This is a genomic window from Sphingomonas sp. C3-2 (assembly GCF_033025475.1).
Classification (GTDB): Bacteria; Pseudomonadota; Alphaproteobacteria; order Sphingomonadales; family Sphingomonadaceae; genus Sphingobium_A.
Genome location: NZ_CP130322.1, coordinates 2,478,499 through 2,497,365, shown reverse-complemented (window position 1 = coordinate 2,497,365; position 18,867 = coordinate 2,478,499). Strand labels below are relative to the sequence as shown.

Sequence of the window (18,867 nt, the reverse complement as noted above, 5' to 3'; positions counted from 1 at the left end):
CGGACATGACAGGGTAAGCCGATGACCGATCTTTTTTCCAAATTCGATCCGCTGATCAAGCAGCGCGAGGATCTGCTCGCCACCGGCGTGCAGGACCCCTTCTCCCTCGTCATGGATGAAGTGAAGTCACCAACCGTTGCCGTGTGCAACGGCAAAGAGACCATCCTTCTCGGCACGTACAACTATATGGGCATGACGTTCGATCCGGACGTGATCGCCGCAGGCAAGAAGGCGCTCGACGAATTCGGCGCTGGCACCACGGGCAGCCGCGTGCTCAACGGCACCTTCCAGGGGCACAAGGAAGTCGAGGACGCGCTGAAGGAATTTTACGCCATGGATCATGCCATGGTGTTCTCGACCGGCTATCAGGCCAATCTCGGCATCATCTCCACCATCGCGGGCAAGGATGATTATATCATCCTCGATATCGACAGCCATGCCAGCATCTGGGACGGCTGTTCGCTCGGCAACGCGCAGATCGTGCCCTTCCGCCACAATGATCTCGACGCGCTCGAAAAGCGCCTCAAGCGCCTGCCCGAAGACGCGGGCAAGCTGGTCGTGCTCGAGGGCGTCTATTCGATGCTCGGCGATATCGCACCGCTCAAGGAAATGATCGCCGTCGCCAAGAAATATGGCGCGATGGTGCTGGTCGACGAAGCCCATTCGATGGGCTTTATCGGCCCCAATGGGCGCGGCGTAGCCGAGGAACAGGGTGTGCTTTCTGATGTCGACTTTGTCATCGGCACCTTCTCGAAAAGTGTCGGCACGGTCGGCGGTTTCTGCGTCTCGAACCACCCGAAGTTCGAGATCATGCGCCTTGTCTGCCGTCCCTATGTATTCACCGCATCGCTACCGCCGAGCGTGGTCGCCACCGCCGCCACCTCGATCCGCAAGCTGATGAGCGGCGGCGACAAGCGCGCGCATCTCTGGGAAAATTCGAAGCGTCTGCACAAGGGGCTGCAGGATCTCGGCTTCCAGCTGGGTACCGAAGAACCGCAATCAGCGATCATCGCGGTCATCATGCCCGATCTCGAACGCGGTGCAGCGATGTGGGAAGCGCTGCTGCGCGAAGGCCTCTATGTGAACCTTGCGCGTCCGCCAGCGACCCCCGCCAACATGACTCTGCTGCGCTGCTCGCTGTGCGCCGAACACAGCAGCGACCAGGTCGAGACGATTCTGGGCATGTTCGCCGCGGCCGGCCGCGCAGTAGGCGCCATTTCCTGACCCAAACGCCCGTCTTCCCACCGCCATCACGATTTGTTAGTCCTTCATGATGGCGGTCGAAGACAGCGACTTCGGGGGCATTGAGAGCCCACGACCCAGTTGGCAACGTTGGCTCGGTTGGGCCAGCGCAGGCGCGCTATTCGCAATCCTGATTTCACTTGTCGTAATGCTGTCGCTTTCATCGCGGCAGCGCGACAAGGCGCTCGAATGGCAACAGCGCAGTTTCGAGGTGATGATCGCCGTTCGAGCGATCGAAGGCCAAATGGCGCAATCCGAAGCGACGCTCGGCCGATCAGTGGTTGCGTCGAACAAGAGCCTGGCTATCCAATATTATGATGAGTGGCGCCGGGCGGGACAGTTGATCACCCGCCTCCAACGGCTAACGCATACCAGCCCCACCCAGGCAGCACTCCTGACAGAACTGCAACGCCTTTATCAGGTGCGCAGCGACGAACTGAATGAAGCCGCGCTGCACCTCAATTACGACCAGAAGGTCAAGGCAATCAGCGCCTATTACGGCGCGGGCAAGACCGAAACACTGAGCCGGATCAAGGCGATTTTCCGCGAGATAATCACCAACGAACAGGCCGGCATCCGATCACATAGCGACGAGGTGAAGGGGTTCATCTCCCGCACCAACAAACTGGCAGCCACGCTTTCGGTGCTCGGCCTGCTGCTCGTCATGGGCGCAATCGGGCTCGGCTGGACCGCGATCGACGCCATGGCGCAGCGCCACCGCGCCCGCCGCGCGGCGGAGTTCGAAACCAACCGCGCCGAACTGCTCGAAACGGCGGTGACCGAACGCACCAGCGAGCTTCAACTGGCCAACCAACGCCTGCTCGCTGAAGCCAGCGAACGCGCGCACGCCGAGGCACAATTGCGCCAGATCCAGAAGATGGAGGCAGTTGGCCAGCTGACAGGCGGGATCGCGCACGACTTCAACAATATGCTGGCAGTTGTCGTCGGCGGGCTCGAGCTTGCCAAGCTCAAGCTGCCAGGCGGATCCGCCGATGCCGAGCGCCATATCGACAATGCGATGGAAGGGGCCAACCGCGCCGCTGCACTCACCCGGCGCCTGCTGGCCTTTGCCCGCGCGGAACCGCTGCTGCCCCAAGCGGCGGCGCCCGACAAGCTGGTGGTCGGGATGAAGGACCTGATGGACCGAACGCTTGGCGAACGCATCCATCTGGCAATCGAGGGCGACGCCGATCCGTGGCGGATCTGGGTCGACCGCCATCAGCTGGAAAATGCGATCCTGAACCTCGCCGTCAACGCCCGCGATGCGATGGAGGCAAGCGGCGGAAAGCTCACCATCCGCACCTCCCAGACGCATCTGATGCCCGGCGAGATCGGCGAATCTGCCGGGGGAGATTACGTCCGCATCGAGGTTTCAGACACTGGTTGCGGCATGTCCAAGCAGGTTCTCGACCGCGTGTTCGAACCCTTTTTCACGACCAAGGCCGTTGGCAAGGGCACCGGGCTTGGGCTCAGCCAGATTTTCGGTTTCGTCCGCCAGTCTGGCGGCGAGATCAGCATCACATCCGCCGAAGGTATCGGCACCACCGTCTCGCTGTTCCTACCGCGCCATCACGCCGATGAGGAAGTCGAGCTCCAGCCCATCGCCCTACCGGACGCTCCCGTGACGACCCCGATGGCGACGGCTCCTGCACAGTTGATAAAGGCGCGTGTGGCACTGGTCGTCGAGGATGATCCGCGCGTGCTGGCATCAACCACAGGCGCGCTTACCGAACTGGGCATGACGGTGATCGGCTGCTCCTCGGCGGAAGCGGCGATCGAGCATCTCGCGCGCGATAGCAGGATCGACATCATCGTCACCGATGTCGTGATGCCCGGCATGACCGGGCCCGAGTTCATCGCCCAGATCGGCCCGCTCTATCCTCATGTCGCGATATTGTTCGTCACCGGCTATGCCGATGTGAACGATGCCAACGCCTTTTGCGGTCATTCGGTCTTGCGCAAGCCGTTCACGATCGCCGCGCTCGAAAATGCGGTTACCACGGCGATCGCCAAGCCTAGCGAACCGCCCCCCGTGCGAAAAGCCGAGGCAGCAGAGTAATCGCCCCCAATATCGGAAAGCGCCGTTGCCACGGGCGGATCACCAACTGGGTTCCGGCGTGGCGATTGATCTTCCAGGCCAGATAATCGATCCCGCCGGCAAAGGTGAGGCTGGCCTTGGCGAGCCGCACGAGCGTCAATGCCTTGCCGTTACGACGCAATCGGCGCCAGCGTTGATCAAGCCCCGGCAAACGCTGGGGCGGATCGGCCTCCATCGCGACCGACAGGCGGCCATAATAATCGGGAGCGAAATCGACGATAGATCCCGACCGCCCCGCCCGCTCCGCGCGAAGTTCCGCCGAATAGGTCAGCGCGAAGCCCCGGTGCCATATGGCCAACGCATCATCGTCCGGCCGAGCAGGCGTCAATGCCACCAACGTGCGGGGAGCCTCGGCAACCGAGGCTACGACACGCGCGGCAGCCTGCGCATCCCTGCTCCACACCAGTCGCGACGGTTGGGCAAAGCGTGCCCAGACCGATACCGCGCTTGCCTCAGGCCCGCAGAGCGCGGTGAGATCGTCCTCGCTCAACACCGCATATTTTGCGGCAAGCCCGCCATGCGCGAAGGGAAAGACATTGGGCGGGATCAGCCTGTTGGCGGTCGCCAGCCATTTTTTGCCGTAAGCAGCACGGTAATCGGACACGATCAGGTAGAAATCGAGCATCTGCCCTTCAAGCTCGCGTGTACGAAGGCACGACCCGTAGAAGAGCACTGCACGGGACGCCGCGCCATATTGTGCCGCAATCGCCTCCGCCATCGCCGCAATGCGCGGGTCAACCGGAATGGCCAACTCCGCCGCAACGAGCGTTTCCAGATTATCGGCAGGCTTAACCACTGTGCATATCCGTTATTCAGGGCACCAGAAGCACCCGCATCAACGCCCTCTCAGGCGGCGAGCCGCAAGAACGGTACCGGCGGGGTGGAGGTCAGCACGATCGGGTGGTTGCGCTCGGCACGGAAAGTTTCCCCATCGAGGATGACGCTCGAGCCCTCACCTTCGATCCGGACGACATCGCCGCGCTCAAAATGGACGCCCGACACCTGATCGCGCCCAAGACGGCCAAAGATCGCCGCGAACAAGGCGCGGATCAGCGACGGAAAGCCGAGTTCGACCGCCATGAACTTCATCCGGCCGGGCACCATGCCGTCGGTCCGGCTGGCAAGCAGCAACTTGTCGAGCGTGGTGACGATGAGCACCGAGAAATAGCCGTTGAACTGGCCGTCGCGCACAAGCGAAACCCGCACCGGATTGGGCCGCGGCGGCAGGTAGCGGCTGCGAATGCCGAACAGCATCGAGAAAAGCAGCGCGAACGCCGTGAGCACATGGCTGATCCCGTTCGGCAGGCCGAGCGGATAGATCTTGTCGCGGCAATAAAGGATCGTGTCGGCCAGCCCGGCCCCGCCGAGGAACATGCCGAGCGTCGGCCGGCTACCGGCCACGCCATCGGACAGTGCGATCAGCTCGCGCGCGACGATATGGTCGGACAGATCCGACTTGCTGAGTTCGATAATCTTCTCGAGCGCAACGAGCGGGTCGCCCACCGCACCCAGATCAAGCGCGATCAGATTGGTCTTGCCGTTGGGAAGCACGGCAACAGGCGGCGGGTTATCGCCGAAATGGCCGCCATGATAGAGTTCGGTCAGCGAAGCCTGAACCGTACCGTCCCCACCATTGATGACGAGAATCTTGGGCTTTACGCGCGCAATCGTGCGCAGCGCCTCACCAATCTGGCCGACCTCTTCCACCTCATAGTGAAAGATATCCGGACGCCCCGCGCAGAAACTGCGTACGCGCGGGAGCAGCGACCGGTTGCCGGTCGACCGGGGATTGGAAAGAAGCGCGACGCAGCTCATGATTCTCCTAGGCGCCGATTGGCTTGAACGAGAGGCCCTGCACGTAACGCAGCGTCACGGGGACGACGCGCGGCTGGCTCCCAACGGTAAAGGCAACATCGTGCAGATCGGGTTTGCGCTTGGCGATCAGATCGCCCAGCGACACCTTGGGGTTTCCGGAAAAGCCGCCGCCGTCCGAGCGGCTGGTCTTGCCGTTGCCATCGACATCATGGCGGACCGACAGCGCATAGCGCCCCGGCTTGGGCACGGGAACGCAGATATCCATCGCACCTGCCTTCACCGGCACATCGACTCGCTGAAGATATTGCCGCTTCTCCAGAAACGTCTTTTCATTCTCGGCATAAAGCTGGACGCGCACAGTCCCACCATGCGACTTCAAGCCGCTTACCCGCGCGATAACAGCCGGACCGCCATTTTCGCACGACTCGGCATGCGGGCCGATCGGGGCCGCCACTGCACGATCGGGTGCAGCAAACGAAACCGCGGCTGCGGTCAGGCAAAGTGCTGCAACACCGGTAAGTTTCAACATGACCTCGTTACTCCTGGACGCTATATCCATCCCCGTTGCCGGACATGGATGGCCCTGTTAGCCCCCGTGTCCTCCTGAAGATCGGCTGCGTTTGCGGCCAAATCATGGTCATGGGGCGTCTGAATTCTGAAAATGCTAACTGCCACCGACCGATACCTCGCCCGGCTGATCGCCCTTCCGCTGTTCGGAACGCTGGTGATCGCGGCCATGCTCCTCGTTCTCGACAAGATGCTGCGGCTGTTCGATTTCGTCGCATCCGAAGGCGGGCCGGTCAGCGTGGTGTGGCGGATGCTCGCCAATCTCATCCCGGAATATCTGTCGCTCGGCATCCCTATCGGGTTGATGCTCGGCATCCTGCTGGCGTTCCGCAAGCTGGCAATGTCTTCGGAACTCGATGTTTTTCGGGCGGTTGGCTTGAGCTACGGCCGTCTTTTGCGCGTGCCCTATATGTACGCGATTGCGCTGGCGCTGGTGAATCTCGCAATTGTCGGCTTCGTCCAGCCCTATGCCCGCTATGCCTATGAAGGGCTCCGTTTCGAGCTACGCTCGGGCGCGCTGGGCGCGTCGATCAAGGTTGGTGAGTTCACCAATCTGGGTTCGAAGATCACGCTGCGGATCGAGCAAAGCCGCAACGAAGGCCGCAATTTGACGGGCATTTTCGTTCGCGCCGAAAATCGTGATGGCCAGTCGGTCGCGGCCACCGCAAAGGCGGGGCAGTTTCTGGCGACCGATGATCCCGACACGATCATCCTGCGGCTTACGAACGGCGTGTTGATCCACGATTCGCCTAAATTCCAGACTCCGCGCGTGCTCAGCTTCTCAAGCCACGACCTGCCGATCGACCTGCCCAAGATCGAGGCGTTTCGGGGACGCGGCGGGGCGGACCGCGAGCTGACGATTCCCGAGCTTGTGCGCGTCGGCCGTGATAGCTCGACCCCGCCAGAGGTCCGCAACGAGACCCGCGCCAATTTCCATTTCCGTCTGGTCGAAGTGGCGATGATGATGTTGCTGCCGCTGCTCGCGCTGGCCCTTGCAGTTCCACCGAAACGCACGGCCTCGGCGCTGGGCGTGTTCATTTCGATCGTGATGGTCGTCACCTATCACAAGGTGAACGAATATGGCGAAGCGCTGGGCGCGCTGGGCAAACTCGATCCGCTGATCGGACTCTGGGTGCCCTTCCTGATCTTTGGTGGGATCATCCTGTGGATGTACCATACCCTGGCCTATGTGCCCGGCGGCCAGCCGATCGGCGTGCTGGAGCGCGGCGCAGCGCTGGTCGGCAAGAAAATCAAGGCGATGTTCCGGCTCGGACGCCGCAAGCTGGAGGTCCGCGCCTGATGCTGACGCAGTTTTTTCCGTCGCGGACCATGTCGTTCTACATGGCCAAGATGTTCCTGCTCCGCAGCTTTGCAGTGCTGGCAGCACTCGTGCTCGTGCTTCAGGCACTCGACCTGCTGGGGGAATCGGGCAAGATCATGGCCTATCCCGGTAACGGCAATGCCGAACTGTGGACCTATATCTCGCTTCGCGTGCCTCAGATCATCGCCCGCTTCCTGCCCTTTTCAGTTCTGCTCGGCACATTGATCACGCTCGCGACACTCAACCAGAACAGCGAAGTCATTGCGATGAAATCCGCAGGGCTATCGGCGCATCAGGTTCTGGCACCGCTGATCCTTGCAAGCCTTTTGGTGGCCGGCCTGTCCTTCGCTTTCAACGACCGTGTCGTTGCCCGCGCCACCGACACGCTCGACCGCTGGCAAAAGGCCGAATATGGGCCGCTGCCCAAGGTTCGCGCCACACAGACCAATGTCTGGGTGCGAGAGGGGAACAACCTCATACACGCAGCCGAGGTGCATGGCCGCGGCGCCAATATCCGACTGCGCGACATCACCGTCTATGACCGTGAAAATGATACGCTGCTCACGATCCTGAAATCGCCGGAGGGCCGTTTTCAGGACAATGGCTGGACGCTGGACAACGCCACGCGCTTCGACGTCGCCACGGGAAGAACCACGCCCATTGGTACATTGAAGGTTGGCCCCGAAGTCCGCCCTGATCAATTCACGCTTGCCACCGTCGATCCCGATGGTCTGTCGTTCATGGACCTGCGTAGCGCCATTGCCGACCTGAAGGCTGCCGGCCGCCCGACATCCGCGCTTGAAGCCAATTTGTGGCACAAGATTTCCGGTCCGATGTCGTCACTGCTGATGCCGCTGCTGGGCGCGGTTGCCGCGTTCGGGCTTGCGCGGTCGGGACAGCTCTTCCTGCGCGCGGTGATCGGCATGGCGCTGGGCTTCACCTATTTCGTTGCGGACAATTTCGGCCTCGCCATGGGCAATCTAGGCGCCTATCCGCCCTTGCTGGCGGCTTGGGGCCCCTTCTTCCTGTTCCTGCTGATTGGCGAGACTGTGCTGATCCGGACGGAGGAATAAGGCCGTCCGGTGGCCCTATTTATGCCGCATTGCCAGCCCAAAGCCATACAATGTATTGCTGAGCCTGTATCCCTGCGCGGATCGGCCAGCCCCTGAATCTTGAAGGAAACGCACGTGAAAACCGCTGCAGCAGCGTCAACGAGCATCTGGAAGAAGGCGCATCATCTCGATCGGATGAACCTCAAGGATCTGTGGATCGCCTATTTCCAGTATCCCGCGATCCTGACCTATATTGCGCTGTCGATAGTTTCGATCGGCCTCTGGATGTGGCGCCCCGCGCCGCTTGCCCAATCGCTTGCGGCGATCGCCGTCGCCATCCTCGTCTATCCGCTTGTCTGGTACTGCCTGCACCGCTGGGTCCTGCACAGCCAGTGGATGTGGAAGCACAAATGGCTCGCCGCCACCTGGAAGCGCATCCATTATGATCACCATCAGGACCCCAATCATCTGGGCATCCTGTTCGGTGCGCTGCACACCACGCTGCCCACCATCCTGATCGCCACCGCGCCGATCGGCTGGCTGATCGGCGGGTTCGGCGGCGCAGCCATCGCCACCGCAACCGGGCTGATCACCACCTGCGTCTATGAATTCTTCCACTGCATCCAGCACCTGGCGTACAAGCCCAAGGCGAAATTCATCGTCATGATGAAGACGCGCCACATGGCGCATCACTTCCACGATGAAACGGGCAATTTCGGGATCACCAACTATTTCTGGGATCGCCTGTTCAACACGCTTTACGACCGGGTTTCGGATCGCAAGAAAAGCCCGACGGTGTTCAACCTCGGCTACACGCCCGAAGTGGCGAAGGTCTATCCCTATGTCGCCGATCTTTCCGGCGGCGTCGCCACCGGCCACCCGGTGGACCGGATCCGGGCCAGCATGAAAAAGTGATCAAAGATGCCCCGGTTCGCCGGGGCATTTTTTTGGCAAGGACTATGGACGCGCCCTCCTTGCGGGGTACAAGCCACGCAATATCGCCGTCCATCACAAGCCGCGGGAATTCTGACAATATGAGCAACACCATAACCGTAAGGCCGGTGGAAACCGCCGCGGACAAAAAGGCGTTCATCGATCTCGGCTATCGCCTCAATGCGACCGACCCCAACTGGGTCGCGCCGCTGCGCGACGAGGTGAAGGCGCTTCTCGATCCAAGAAAGAACCCCTGGTTCGAGCATGGCGAGGCCCAGCTTTTCCTCGCCGAACGCGGTGGCCGCATGGTGGGCAGAATCTCCGCGCATCTCGATCATCTGGCGCTCACCCAGCCCGTCGAACAGGGCATGGGCCCGGGTACCGGCAATTGGGGCCTGATGGAAGCAGAGGACGAAACCGTCTTTCAGGCGCTCATCGCACACGCCGAGGAATGGCTTCGCAGCAAGGGCATGCACCGTTCGCTTGGCCCGATCAGCCTGTCGGTCTGGGACGAACCCGGCCTTCTGACGCAGGGTTTCGATCATTCACCGACGGTGATGATGGGCCATAACAGCCCCGCCTATCCGGGCTGGATCGGGCGCGCCGGCTATCTGCCCGCCAAGTCGCTGCTGACCTATGATCTCGACATCACCCACGAATTCCCGCCGCTCGTACAGCGCATCATCCAATCGGGTGAAAAGAACAGCCGCATCGTCATCCGCAAGGTCGACAAGAGCCGCTTCGCCGAAGAAGCGGCGCTCATCCTCAACATTCTGAACGACGCATGGTCGGACAATTGGGGGTTCGTTCCGCTCAGCGATTCCGAAATCGCGCATGTCGGCAAGAAGCTGAAACCCATCGTCTTCGAAGACCTGATCATGGTCGCGGAAGTCGAGGGCGAGCCCGTGGCCTTCATGATCACCCTGCCCGACCTGAACGAGCCGCTGAAGCCGCTGAAGGGCTCACTCTTCCCGTTCGGCTGGGCCAAGCTGCTCTGGTGGCTGCGCGCGCCCAAGGTGCGCACGATGCGCGTGCCCCTGATGGGCGTGGTGAAGAAGTTGCAGGCCTCGCGCCTGGCCAGCCAGTTGGCCTTCATGATGATCGAATATATCCGGCGCGAGGCGATCACGAAATATGGCGCGACGCGCGGCGAGATCGGCTGGGTTCTCGATGACAATCAGGGGATGCGCGCGATTGCCGAGACGATCAACAGCAGCTTGAACCGCGAATATGTGATCTACGAAAAGCCGCTCTGAGCGCGGCGTCAGAGCCAAAGAAAAAGGCGCGGTGGACTTCATCCACAGCGCCCTTTTCATATCCGCACCTCTGGCCTCAGCGGACGTTGAGACCAAGCTCTCCCAGGAGTTGTTCAGCCTGCATCGCCGAGATCGTGGCACCGCGAAACGCGGTCGCCTGCATCAGCCGCAGACCTCCGAGATCGGCACCGCGCAGGTCTGCGCCCTCGAAACGCGCGCCATCAAGATTGGCATCGCGCAGGCTGCACTGGTTGAAAACCGCCTCGCGGAAATCACATTTGCGAAGATCGGCCTGTTCAAGGTCGAGCTTTTCGAGCCGCTGGTTGCGGAAGGACACGCCGGGCAACTTGGCGGCGACCATCAATGTTTCGAGGAAGCACGCGTCGAGCATGCCCGCTTCCGACAGATCGGCGCCCGTCAGCTTGCAACCGGCAAAGGACGCGCTGCGCAGGATCGACCGACGCAGCGTCGCATTGTTCAGATCCGTTCCGATGAATCGCGCCTCGGCGAGATCGGCGCCCATCAGATCCGCGCCTGCAAGGCGACACGAACGCCAGGTCGTCCGCTCCAGCGATGCCCCCTTCAACGTCGCGCGTCGAAAATTGCAGCGCTCGAACGTCCAGCCAACGAGTTCGATCCGCGAAAGATCCACCTCTTCCAGATCGCATTCGATCAGGTTGCGTGGTGATTTTTCGGCGTGCAGTTGTTCAAGCGCAAAACGGTCGAGCTTGCGCCCGCTGATCGGAAGGTCCGCAAACAGATCATAGGTCATGGCGGTCCTGTTAGCCCCTGGACGAGATTCTCAAAAGCATCATTCGGCGGCCCATGCAGCTTGTGCGAGCGATGTCGCATGATCACGGATTCCCACCGCCCAATCCGCCGTCAACGCATCAAAACGATCCTTCTGGCCCGCATAAAGCGCACGAATCGCGTCCTCGAAATGCGGCCGGTCACCGGCGATGGCGGTGAGGAAATGATAGGTCGCGTCACGAGCCTGCCGGGCGGCATCCAGCGGCCGGGCCTTGGCAGCTTCATCAATCAGGCGCCTGAGCGTGATCGACGCGCCGCCCCGCTGTGCGCGTAACCATTCCCAATGTTCCGGGAGAAGCGTGACTTCCCCCGCGATGACGCCGAGCTTCGGCCGTCCCCTGCCGCGTGCCGGTTCGTCCACGCGCATGTCGAGATCGATCTGGCGCCCCGTACGATCATCGAAGACCAGCACGGGGCCAGCGGCAGGATCGTCGAACACGCGGAGCGCCTCACGCACATCGGCAGCAGGCCCCGTCGCGATCCAAAGTTCTCCGGCAAAGGCAGTACAGGTCGATTCCATCGGCATATCCTCTCGGACACCGAATTATTACCCGGGTAAAATAGAGTCAATATTACCCGGGTAATATATCAATCGCGCAGTGTTGCCCAGGTCGGTGCGTGATCGCTCGCCTTTTCACGCCCACGATATTCCCGGTCGACATTGGCATCGACCAGACGGTCGGCAACCTGCGGGCTGAGCAGCAGATGGTCGATGCGGAACCCGGCATCACGCTGCCAGCAGCCCGCCTGATAATCCCAGAAGGTCCATACGCCGCCATTGGGATGGCGCGTCCGTAGTGCATCGGTCCAGCCCTGGAAACACAACGCACGATAGGCTGCGCGACTTTCCGGCTGCATCAGGGCATCATCCTGCATCGCCTGGACGGAGAACACGTCGGAATCGGTGGGGATCACGTTGTAATCACCGGCCAACACGGCAGGCACTTCTTCGCTGAGTATCTGGCGTGCCCGGTCGTGCAGCCGCTTCATCCAGCGCAGCTTGTAATCGAATTTCGGCCCCGGCTGCGGATTGCCGTTGGGGAGATAGATGGAGGCGACGCGCAGCCCCATGACATCGGCCTCGATATAACGGCTATGTTCGTCCTCCGGCTCCCCCTCCAGCCCGCGCTGCACCTCAACCGGGTCGACGCCGCGCGCAAGGATCGCCACGCCGTTGAAGCCCTTTTGCCCGTGCCAGACAGCACCGTAGCCGGCGGATCGAATATCCTTTTCGGGGAAGGTTTCGTCGGAACTCTTCAATTCCTGAAGGCAGACGATGTCCGGGCCGGTTTCCTCCAGCCATTCAAGAAGACGCGGCAGCCGGGCCTTGATCCCGTTCACATTGTAGGTGACGATTTTCATGACGCTCGGGGTAGCGTAAGCGCAGGCACCTGTCAGCCCGCGCTTTCATTCCGCCGCCGACAGAATGCCCTCAGATTGCGAAGCTAGACCCGCAACCGCAGCCCGAGGCCGCATTGGGGTTGGTCACGCGGAAGGCCGAACCGCCCAGTGATTCGACAAAGTCCACGGCTGATCCACGCACGAGATCAAGGCTGATCGAATCGACGATAAGGCTGACGCCGTCACGCGAAACGGTGACATCGTCTTCCTCAACACCTTCAGCCAGTTCAAAGCGATATTGGAAACCGGAACATCCGCCGCCGTCGACCGCGAGACGCAGGATCGCGGGCTTGCCCTGGCGTGCGGCAATGGCTGCAACGCGGGTTGCAGCGGCTTGGGTCAGTTCAATAGGAAGAGGTTCGCTCATAGAGCAGGAGATAGTGCGGTTGGGGACCGGCGACAACCGCACCGGCCCCGTTCCTCTCCTTATTCCTTGTCCGGGCCGCCCATGGCGATGCGCGTGGCGCCCGTTTCCGTCTGCTGCAGCGCCAGCAGATAGTCCGACGACTGGAGGAAGGGCAGCGGATTGACCGCACGGCCGTCCAGGCGGACTTCGTAATGAAGATGGCTGCCGGTCGAACGACCGGTCGAACCCATGCGGCCGATCAGCTGACCACGCTTAACGCGGGTGTTAGGCGCAACGAGGATGGCGGAAAGGTGACCGTAACGGGTCTGGATGCCCTGACCATGTTCGATTTCAATATAGTTGCCATAGCCACCCAGGCGCTGGGCGCGCCCGACAACACCGTCGGCGGTGGCATAGATTGCAGTGCCCACCGGACCGGGGATGTCGACGCCAGCGTGCATTGCGCGGCTGCCACGGAACGGATCCGAACGAAAACCGAAATTGCTGGAGAAATTCAGATCCGAGACGGGGCGTTGCGACGGGATCGATACCCCGCCCTGCGCGCCAACTTGGTCAAGCTTCTTCCACGACAGGAAGAGCGAACGATATTGAGGATCAGCGTTTTCGTTGGACGGGGCAGCGCGTTCGAAAATTCCACCGGCGGCGGGCGCGGCAGCTGCGGCGGCCGCAACCGCGGTGCCATCGGTGCTTCCAGCAGCGTGCGCGGCATTCGCGCTCAGCAGCGGTGCAGCGGCGATTGCCACAGCCATGATCTTGGTGCGGAACCCGGATCGGGCAAGGACGTTATTGATATACATGTTCACGCTCATACGACCCCCAGCTCGGCCATTCGAAAACGCCGATCGCGACCAGCGTGCTATTACTTATTTACACTGGGCTGTTTGCCCCGCCCTTAGTGCTGTCAGCGTTGTGAAAAGGCCGGGGGCTTTCCACAAGTCATTTATAGAATTCCTGCGTTAAACCGGCTGACGCCCGCGCTGAGTCGTTGAATGGAGGCTTAAGCTCGCCGCGAAAATGGCGCTTTACCAGCACTTTCCACGTTTCGACGGCGTTCGAATCGTCGCGGCTGCACGACCAGAGGAACCATTTCGTCCCAGCGCCGACATGGCGAATCTCGTCCGTCATAATACGTGTTAATATGCGCGCCGACGCCTCGTCGCCGGCATTGCGGAAGCGCTCGATCGTCATCGGGGTGATATCCAGTCCGCGCGCTTCCAGCACCATCGGCACGATCGCCAACCGGGCACGGGCATCGAACGCGGTTTCAGTTGCCGACTCCCACAATCCGATATGCGCGGGCAAGGCCCCGTAATGACTGCCGAGCGCCTTGAGGCGCCGGTCGAGCAGAGCGAAGTGTATGGCCTCGTCGCCCGCCACGCGCAGCCAGTCATCGGCAAAACTCTGCGGGAAATCACGACCGAACCGACCGACAATGTCGAGCGCCAGATCAATCGCGACGAATTCGATATGGGCCAGCGCATGGAGGAGCGCGATCCTTCCCCGCTCGCTTCCGCCCTTGCCACGCTTGGGCATCTGGTTGGGTGGCAACAGTTCGGGCCGAGCCGGGCGCGCCGGGCGATCGGGCATCACCGCCGAAAAGCGGTGATCGAGCATCCCCATGCGCCAATGCCGGGCCAATGCGCGCGCGCGACGCACCTTCTCCGCCGGAGACGCCGTGAGTAGCGCCTCGCGGATCGCCTGTCCCAATTCCACCATGGTCAGATCAGCCGAGCGCCTGCGCTTCCTTGAGCACTGCCTCGGCATGCCCCTTCACCTTCACCTTGCGCCAGATCTGAGCGATCTTGCCCTCGGCGTCGATCAGGAAGGTGGCGCGGTCTATGCCCATATATTTACGGCCATAAAGGCTCTTTTCCACCCAGGTGCCGAAGGCTTCGCACACGCTGCCATCGACATCGCTGGCGAGTTCGACCTTCAGTTCATGCTTGGCAATGAACTTGGTGTGCTTGGCGGGCGTGTCCTTGGAGATGCCCAAAATCTGCGTGCCAGCCGCCGCAAACTCGTCCGCCAGCGCGGTGAAGTCCTTGGCCTCGGTGGTGCAGCCGGGCGTGTCATCCTTGGGGTAGAAATACAGCACGAGCGGTTTGCCCCGCCATGCGGAGATAGGGCTTTCGCTGCCATCAGGCAGCGTCACAACCGGATCGGGTGCGCTATCGCCGATGTTCAGGGTCATTGCAGTTCCTCCACTTCGGCAACCACCTGTTGCCAGCATTGCTTGATCGCCATGCGCGCCGCGTCATACGCTGCGACCAGTTCTTCCCAATTTTCGGTGCGACAGGCGCGTGCAACGAGACGCTGGGTTGCGGGCGGCGGTGCTTCGCATGCCGGCGAAACGAGCCGGAGCGTGACGAGCAGGCGTGCAAGCAAGGCATGCGCCCCGATCACCCCGGCAGGCATATGCCCTGCTTCCACAAGCTCAGCCACGGCCCGGGCCAGGCGCGGGTTGAAGGCCATGCGGTGACGCAATTGCGCAACATGGACACAGAATTCAAGATCGACGAGCCCGCCCTCGATCAGCTTGACGTCGAACGGCCCGGCAGGCGGCTTGTGCGCTGCCATATCCGTCCGCATCTTCACGGCATCGGCAAGCAGCTTGGGAACGTCGCGCGGCTCGTACAAAATCCCGGCAATGCTGGCCGACAGCGAACTGCGTGCAGCTTCTGAGCCAAAGACGACGCGTGCCCGGCACAGCGCCATATGCTCCCAGGTCCACGCGCTTTCGCGCTGATAGCGTTCGAAACCGGACTGCGAAACCGCCAGCGGCCCTTGCGCGCCAGAAGGACGCAACCGGGTATCCACCTCGTAAAGCGGGCCAGACGCCGTCGGCACCGACAGCGCAGCGGTGATGCGCTGGCCGAGGCGGTTGTAATATTGCACCGCGCCCAGCGGCTTGCGCCCGTCCGATTCGGCCTCATGCCCGCCGGTAAAGACATAGACGAGGTCTAGATCTGAGGCATGGGTGAGCGCTCCGCCGCCAAGACGGCCAAGCCCGATGATTGCCATTTCACTGTCTGGCACACGGCCATGCGCGCTTTCGAATTCGCGCGTGGCGGCCGCTGCAAGCACATTGATCGCCGCTTCGGCGACACGCGCATAGCCTTCGGCAACCTGGATCGGATCGCTCGCCCCCTCGATGATCTGGGCGCCCAGGGCAAAACGGCGCTCGTTCACCTTCTGGCGAACGAGATCTAGCATCTGCTGATAGTCCGCACCGCGTTCGCAACGTATGAATTCCGCCTCCAACGCGGCGACCGACGGCGCCGGATCAAGCGCGCTTGCATCGATCAGGCCATCGAGCAGTTCGGGACGGCGCCCCAGTTGCTCGGCAAGCGTCGGCGCGTGGCTCAGAATGTCGGCCAAAAGCCTGCCCAGTGCCGGTCGTGCCTCAAGCAAGCGGAACAGGTTGAGCGCGCTCGGCAAACGACCGATGACATCATCGAACCGATTAAGGGCTCCATTCGGATCGGGCGACTGGCCAATGGCGTTGATCAGATGCGGCAATACACTTTCCAGCGCAGAGCGCGCGGCGTCTGTTCGCAGCGCCCGCACCGACCCATCCCGCCAGCGCTGTACGCGTGCAAGCGCGGCTTTCGCATCAGGAAATCCAGCTTCCGCCAGCCGGGCTTCGAGCCGATCGGCATCGGCGGGCAGCGCCTGCCCATCTTCGGCCTCGTCATCGAGGCTGTCATAAATCCGCCCGACGGTTTCCACCGGCCCGGCCAGAAGCGTCTGGAGTTCGGCGCCGTCGGCAAGGCCATGCAAGCGTGCGACCCCATCCAGCGCCGTCAGATCCCGCGGCAGGCTGTGCGTCTGCTGATCGTCCACCATCTGCAGCCGGTGTTCGATCGTTCGGTAGAGCCGATAACTGTGGCTGAGCACGTCCTCGACGTCAGCCTCGATCCGGCCGGCATCCGCCAGTGCCTTCAGCGCATCGAGCGTCGCCGGCACGCGGAGTGACGTTTCACGGCCACCATAAATAAGCTGATGAATTTGCGCGAAAAACTCGATTTCCCGAATGCCGCCCCGACCACGTTTCAGATCGAACCCCGGGCCAAATGCCTGTCCCTGCGCGTGATGGTCGCGGATACGCCGCGAAATACCGCGAATCTCACCAATCGCACCGTAATCAAGCCCACGCCGCCACACAAAGGGCCGAATGGCGTCCAGGAATTCAGTGCCAAGCGCGATATCACCTGCACAGGCACGCGAGCGGATGAATGCCGCACGCTCCCAGGGTAATGCGCTCGATTCATAATAGGAAATCGCGGCATTCAGCGGCAGGGCGATGGGCGTCGCCTCTGGCGACGGGCGCAAACGAAGGTCTACGCGGAAAACATAACCATCGGCATCGCGCGTCTGCAACAATTCCACCACGCGACGACCAATGCGGACGGCCGCCTCCACCGGCTCTTCTTTTCCCCGGCGCGGAAGCGTTTCGGGATCGAAGATCAGGATGGGGTCGATGTCCGACGAATAGTTGAGTTCGCGGCTGCCATGTTTTCCCAGCGCCAGAACGGCAAAGCCGCGCGGTTCGGCATCCGGCGTGCGCTCGGCAATGGCGGCCCGAATGGCACGGTCGAGCGCGCTGTCTGCGAGGTCGGAAAGGGCGTGCACGACCTCCTCGAACGGCAACAGCCCGGCCAGATCGCCGACCGCCAGCACAAGCGCGAGCCCCTGCCGCTCAAGCCGGAGCGAGCGGCCAACCTGCTCTTCCTCGGCGGCCCTTCGACGCGCGACCTCCATGGCAGCGCCGACGCCTTCGCTGCGCAGGCAATCAACCAATTCGGGGTTCCGCTCCATCAAGTGGCGGAGGAAAGGCGCATGGGCCTCGGCGCGTTTCAGCGCATCGTCGATGGCGGCTGTGACATCCATGCCTCTGCCTTAAAGGCAGTCGCGCACAAAAGACAATCGCCACGCAACTCGCAGCCCCGCGCGACGTTATTCCTTCATGGTAGAAACAAAAGGATCACGATCAATGATGACGGGCGGCCAGACCTTGGTTGCACGCCCGCACAAGGCCGATGGTATTGGCCAGGCGTTGCGTAAGGCTTTTCGGGGCGGCGTTAACGGCACCCCGCAGGACATGCAGAAGCTTTTAGACAAACTGCTCTAGCCGCATTTTACCGCTGGCCGCTATCAACAAGCGGATCAGCGGTCGCGGCTTAACTGGTCCACCTGCTCCATGATTGTCTCAAGCGCGCTGCGCCCGCCATTATCGGTACCATCGGTGCTGCGTGGTTGAAGCACATTATCAGTCATGATCTGCTCAAGCGCGACGCGCCCACGCGCGACGCGGCTCTTGATCGTGCCGACCGCCACGCCGCATATATCGGCCGCCTCCTCATAGGCGAAACCACCGGCGCCGACGAGAATCAGGGCTTCGCGCTGGGGTTGGGGCAGCAGCATCAGGGCCCGCTGAAGGTCAGCGAGTTCGACATGTCGATCCTGGCTGGCGGGAGCCGCAAGGATCTTGTCCGCAGCCAGATCGTCCCATTCGCCCTTGAAACGGGCGCGCCGCATCTGGGACAGATAGAGATTGCGCAGAATGATGAAGGTCCAGGCACGCATATTGGTTCCGGCCTGAAAACGCTGACGCGCCGCCCAAGCTTTCATCAGCGTTTCCTGAACCAGATCGTCCGCCACATCGGCATTGCCAGACAACGAGCGCCCAAAGGCGCGCAGATGCGGGATGACCCCTGCAAGTTCGGTCTTGAACGCATCGTCACTCAGCGCCTCGTGCGCCACCGGTTCGGTCGCCCCGTCATTGTCCATATCGGCCTTGGCAGACGACTTATTCAACGACATCGAGGTATTTTCCATCATGTCCCCAGCGCGCGTCCCCGGCCCGGAAGCACTGCGCGCGTTACCATAAACAGGGCCCGCGCCATCACGCGACACGGGTCCACCTAGTGGCCTCAAAATCCCGCTGCCCAGCAGGATAGCATAAGTTTTTGGCTTGGTCCCCTCACACAAATTCCCGGTGCTGT

The 18,867-nt window shown here is 61.8% G+C and carries 19 protein-coding genes; 7 read left to right on the top strand and 12 right to left on the bottom strand.

Annotated elements, in window-relative coordinates; genetic code table 11:
- Positions 1-21 precede the first annotated feature (21 nt).
- Both spt and QYC26_RS12030 read left to right on the top strand, forming a co-directional pair.
- The gene (gene spt, locus QYC26_RS12035) at positions 22-1,224 is read left to right on the top strand and encodes a serine palmitoyltransferase (protein WP_317512466.1); all 1,203 of its coding nucleotides are present in this window, start codon (positions 22-24) and stop codon (positions 1,222-1,224) included.
- Between the two features lie 166 nt (positions 1,225-1,390).
- On the top strand, positions 1,391-3,301 hold the full coding sequence (locus QYC26_RS12030; protein ID WP_317512465.1) for an ATP-binding protein: 1,911 nt from the start codon (positions 1,391-1,393) through the stop codon (positions 3,299-3,301).
- Here QYC26_RS12030 and QYC26_RS12025 read toward each other — a convergent pair.
- The 3 genes from QYC26_RS12025 to QYC26_RS12015 are packed head-to-tail and all read right to left on the bottom strand — an operon-like array spanning position 3,258 to position 5,684.
- Positions 3,258-4,136 carry a hypothetical protein gene (locus tag QYC26_RS12025; RefSeq protein WP_317512464.1) on the bottom strand — a complete coding sequence of 293 codons (879 nt, stop codon included), beginning with the start codon at positions 4,134-4,136 and terminating at the stop codon, positions 3,258-3,260. The two genes, QYC26_RS12030 and QYC26_RS12025, sit on opposite strands and share 44 nt — an antisense overlap.
- A gap of 50 nt (positions 4,137-4,186) precedes the next feature.
- Positions 4,187-5,155 (bottom strand): diacylglycerol/lipid kinase family protein, encoded by a 969-nt coding sequence (locus tag QYC26_RS12020; RefSeq protein ID WP_317512463.1) that lies wholly within the window; start codon positions 5,153-5,155, stop codon positions 4,187-4,189.
- 7 nt (positions 5,156-5,162) lie between these two features.
- Positions 5,163-5,684, bottom strand: a complete 522-nt coding sequence (locus QYC26_RS12015; RefSeq protein ID WP_317512462.1) for a DUF2141 domain-containing protein — start codon at positions 5,682-5,684, stop codon at positions 5,163-5,165.
- A gap of 132 nt (positions 5,685-5,816) precedes the next feature.
- On the opposite strand from QYC26_RS12015, the gene lptF reads away from it, so the two are divergent.
- From lptF to QYC26_RS11995, 4 genes are all read left to right on the top strand, one after another.
- Entirely contained in the window at positions 5,817-7,022 is a 1,206-nt protein-coding gene (gene lptF, locus QYC26_RS12010; protein ID WP_317512461.1) for an LPS export ABC transporter permease LptF, read from the top strand.
- Complete coding sequence (gene lptG, locus QYC26_RS12005) at positions 7,022-8,116, top strand: LPS export ABC transporter permease LptG (protein ID WP_317512460.1); 1,095 nt, start codon at positions 7,022-7,024, stop codon at positions 8,114-8,116. The genes lptF and lptG overlap by 1 nt, the downstream gene beginning before the upstream one ends.
- Positions 8,117-8,215: 99 nt before the next feature.
- Positions 8,216-9,010 carry a sterol desaturase family protein gene (locus QYC26_RS12000; protein ID WP_411197596.1) on the top strand — a complete coding sequence of 265 codons (795 nt, stop codon included), beginning with the start codon at positions 8,216-8,218 and terminating at the stop codon, positions 9,008-9,010.
- 119 nt (positions 9,011-9,129) lie between these two features.
- Entirely contained in the window at positions 9,130-10,284 is a 1,155-nt protein-coding gene (locus QYC26_RS11995; protein ID WP_317512459.1) for an N-acetyltransferase, read from the top strand.
- A 76-nt stretch (positions 10,285-10,360) separates the two neighbouring features.
- On the opposite strand, the gene QYC26_RS11990 is transcribed toward QYC26_RS11995, so the two are convergent.
- The 8 genes from QYC26_RS11990 to QYC26_RS11955 form a co-directional block, all read right to left on the bottom strand.
- Positions 10,361-11,056 carry a pentapeptide repeat-containing protein gene (locus tag QYC26_RS11990; protein WP_317512458.1) on the bottom strand — a complete coding sequence of 232 codons (696 nt, stop codon included), beginning with the start codon at positions 11,054-11,056 and terminating at the stop codon, positions 10,361-10,363.
- A gap of 39 nt (positions 11,057-11,095) precedes the next feature.
- Positions 11,096-11,614: a DUF2239 family protein gene (locus QYC26_RS11985; RefSeq protein ID WP_317512457.1), complete on the bottom strand. Its 519-nt coding sequence runs from the start codon at positions 11,612-11,614 to the stop codon at positions 11,096-11,098.
- Positions 11,615-11,682: 68 nt separating this feature from the next.
- On the bottom strand, positions 11,683-12,456 hold the full coding sequence (gene xth, locus QYC26_RS11980; RefSeq protein WP_317512456.1) for an exodeoxyribonuclease III: 774 nt from the start codon (positions 12,454-12,456) through the stop codon (positions 11,683-11,685).
- Positions 12,457-12,526: 70 nt separating this feature from the next.
- Positions 12,527-12,862 carry an iron-sulfur cluster insertion protein ErpA gene (erpA, locus tag QYC26_RS11975; RefSeq protein WP_317512455.1) on the bottom strand — a complete coding sequence of 112 codons (336 nt, stop codon included), beginning with the start codon at positions 12,860-12,862 and terminating at the stop codon, positions 12,527-12,529.
- Positions 12,863-12,921: 59 nt separating this feature from the next.
- On the bottom strand, positions 12,922-13,659 hold the full coding sequence (locus tag QYC26_RS11970; protein WP_317512454.1) for a M23 family metallopeptidase: 738 nt from the start codon (positions 13,657-13,659) through the stop codon (positions 12,922-12,924).
- A gap of 139 nt (positions 13,660-13,798) precedes the next feature.
- Entirely contained in the window at positions 13,799-14,578 is a 780-nt protein-coding gene (locus QYC26_RS11965; RefSeq protein WP_317512453.1) for a ferritin-like domain-containing protein, read from the bottom strand.
- A gap of 7 nt (positions 14,579-14,585) precedes the next feature.
- Positions 14,586-15,053, bottom strand: a complete 468-nt coding sequence (locus QYC26_RS11960; RefSeq protein WP_317512452.1) for a peroxiredoxin — start codon at positions 15,051-15,053, stop codon at positions 14,586-14,588.
- Complete coding sequence (locus QYC26_RS11955) at positions 15,050-17,752, bottom strand: bifunctional [glutamine synthetase] adenylyltransferase/[glutamine synthetase]-adenylyl-L-tyrosine phosphorylase (protein WP_317512451.1); 2,703 nt, start codon at positions 17,750-17,752, stop codon at positions 15,050-15,052. Before QYC26_RS11955 ends, QYC26_RS11960 begins: the two co-directional genes overlap by 4 nt.
- A 103-nt stretch (positions 17,753-17,855) precedes the next feature.
- On the opposite strand from QYC26_RS11955, the gene QYC26_RS11950 reads away from it, so the two are divergent.
- Complete coding sequence (locus QYC26_RS11950; protein ID WP_317512450.1) at positions 17,856-17,993, top strand: hypothetical protein; 138 nt, start codon at positions 17,856-17,858, stop codon at positions 17,991-17,993.
- Positions 17,994-18,028: 35 nt separating this feature from the next.
- Here QYC26_RS11950 and QYC26_RS11945 read toward each other — a convergent pair whose 3' ends face one another.
- Positions 18,029-18,685 (bottom strand): sigma-70 family RNA polymerase sigma factor, encoded by a 657-nt coding sequence (locus QYC26_RS11945; RefSeq protein WP_411197595.1) that lies wholly within the window; start codon positions 18,683-18,685, stop codon positions 18,029-18,031.
- Positions 18,686-18,867 lie beyond the last annotated feature (182 nt).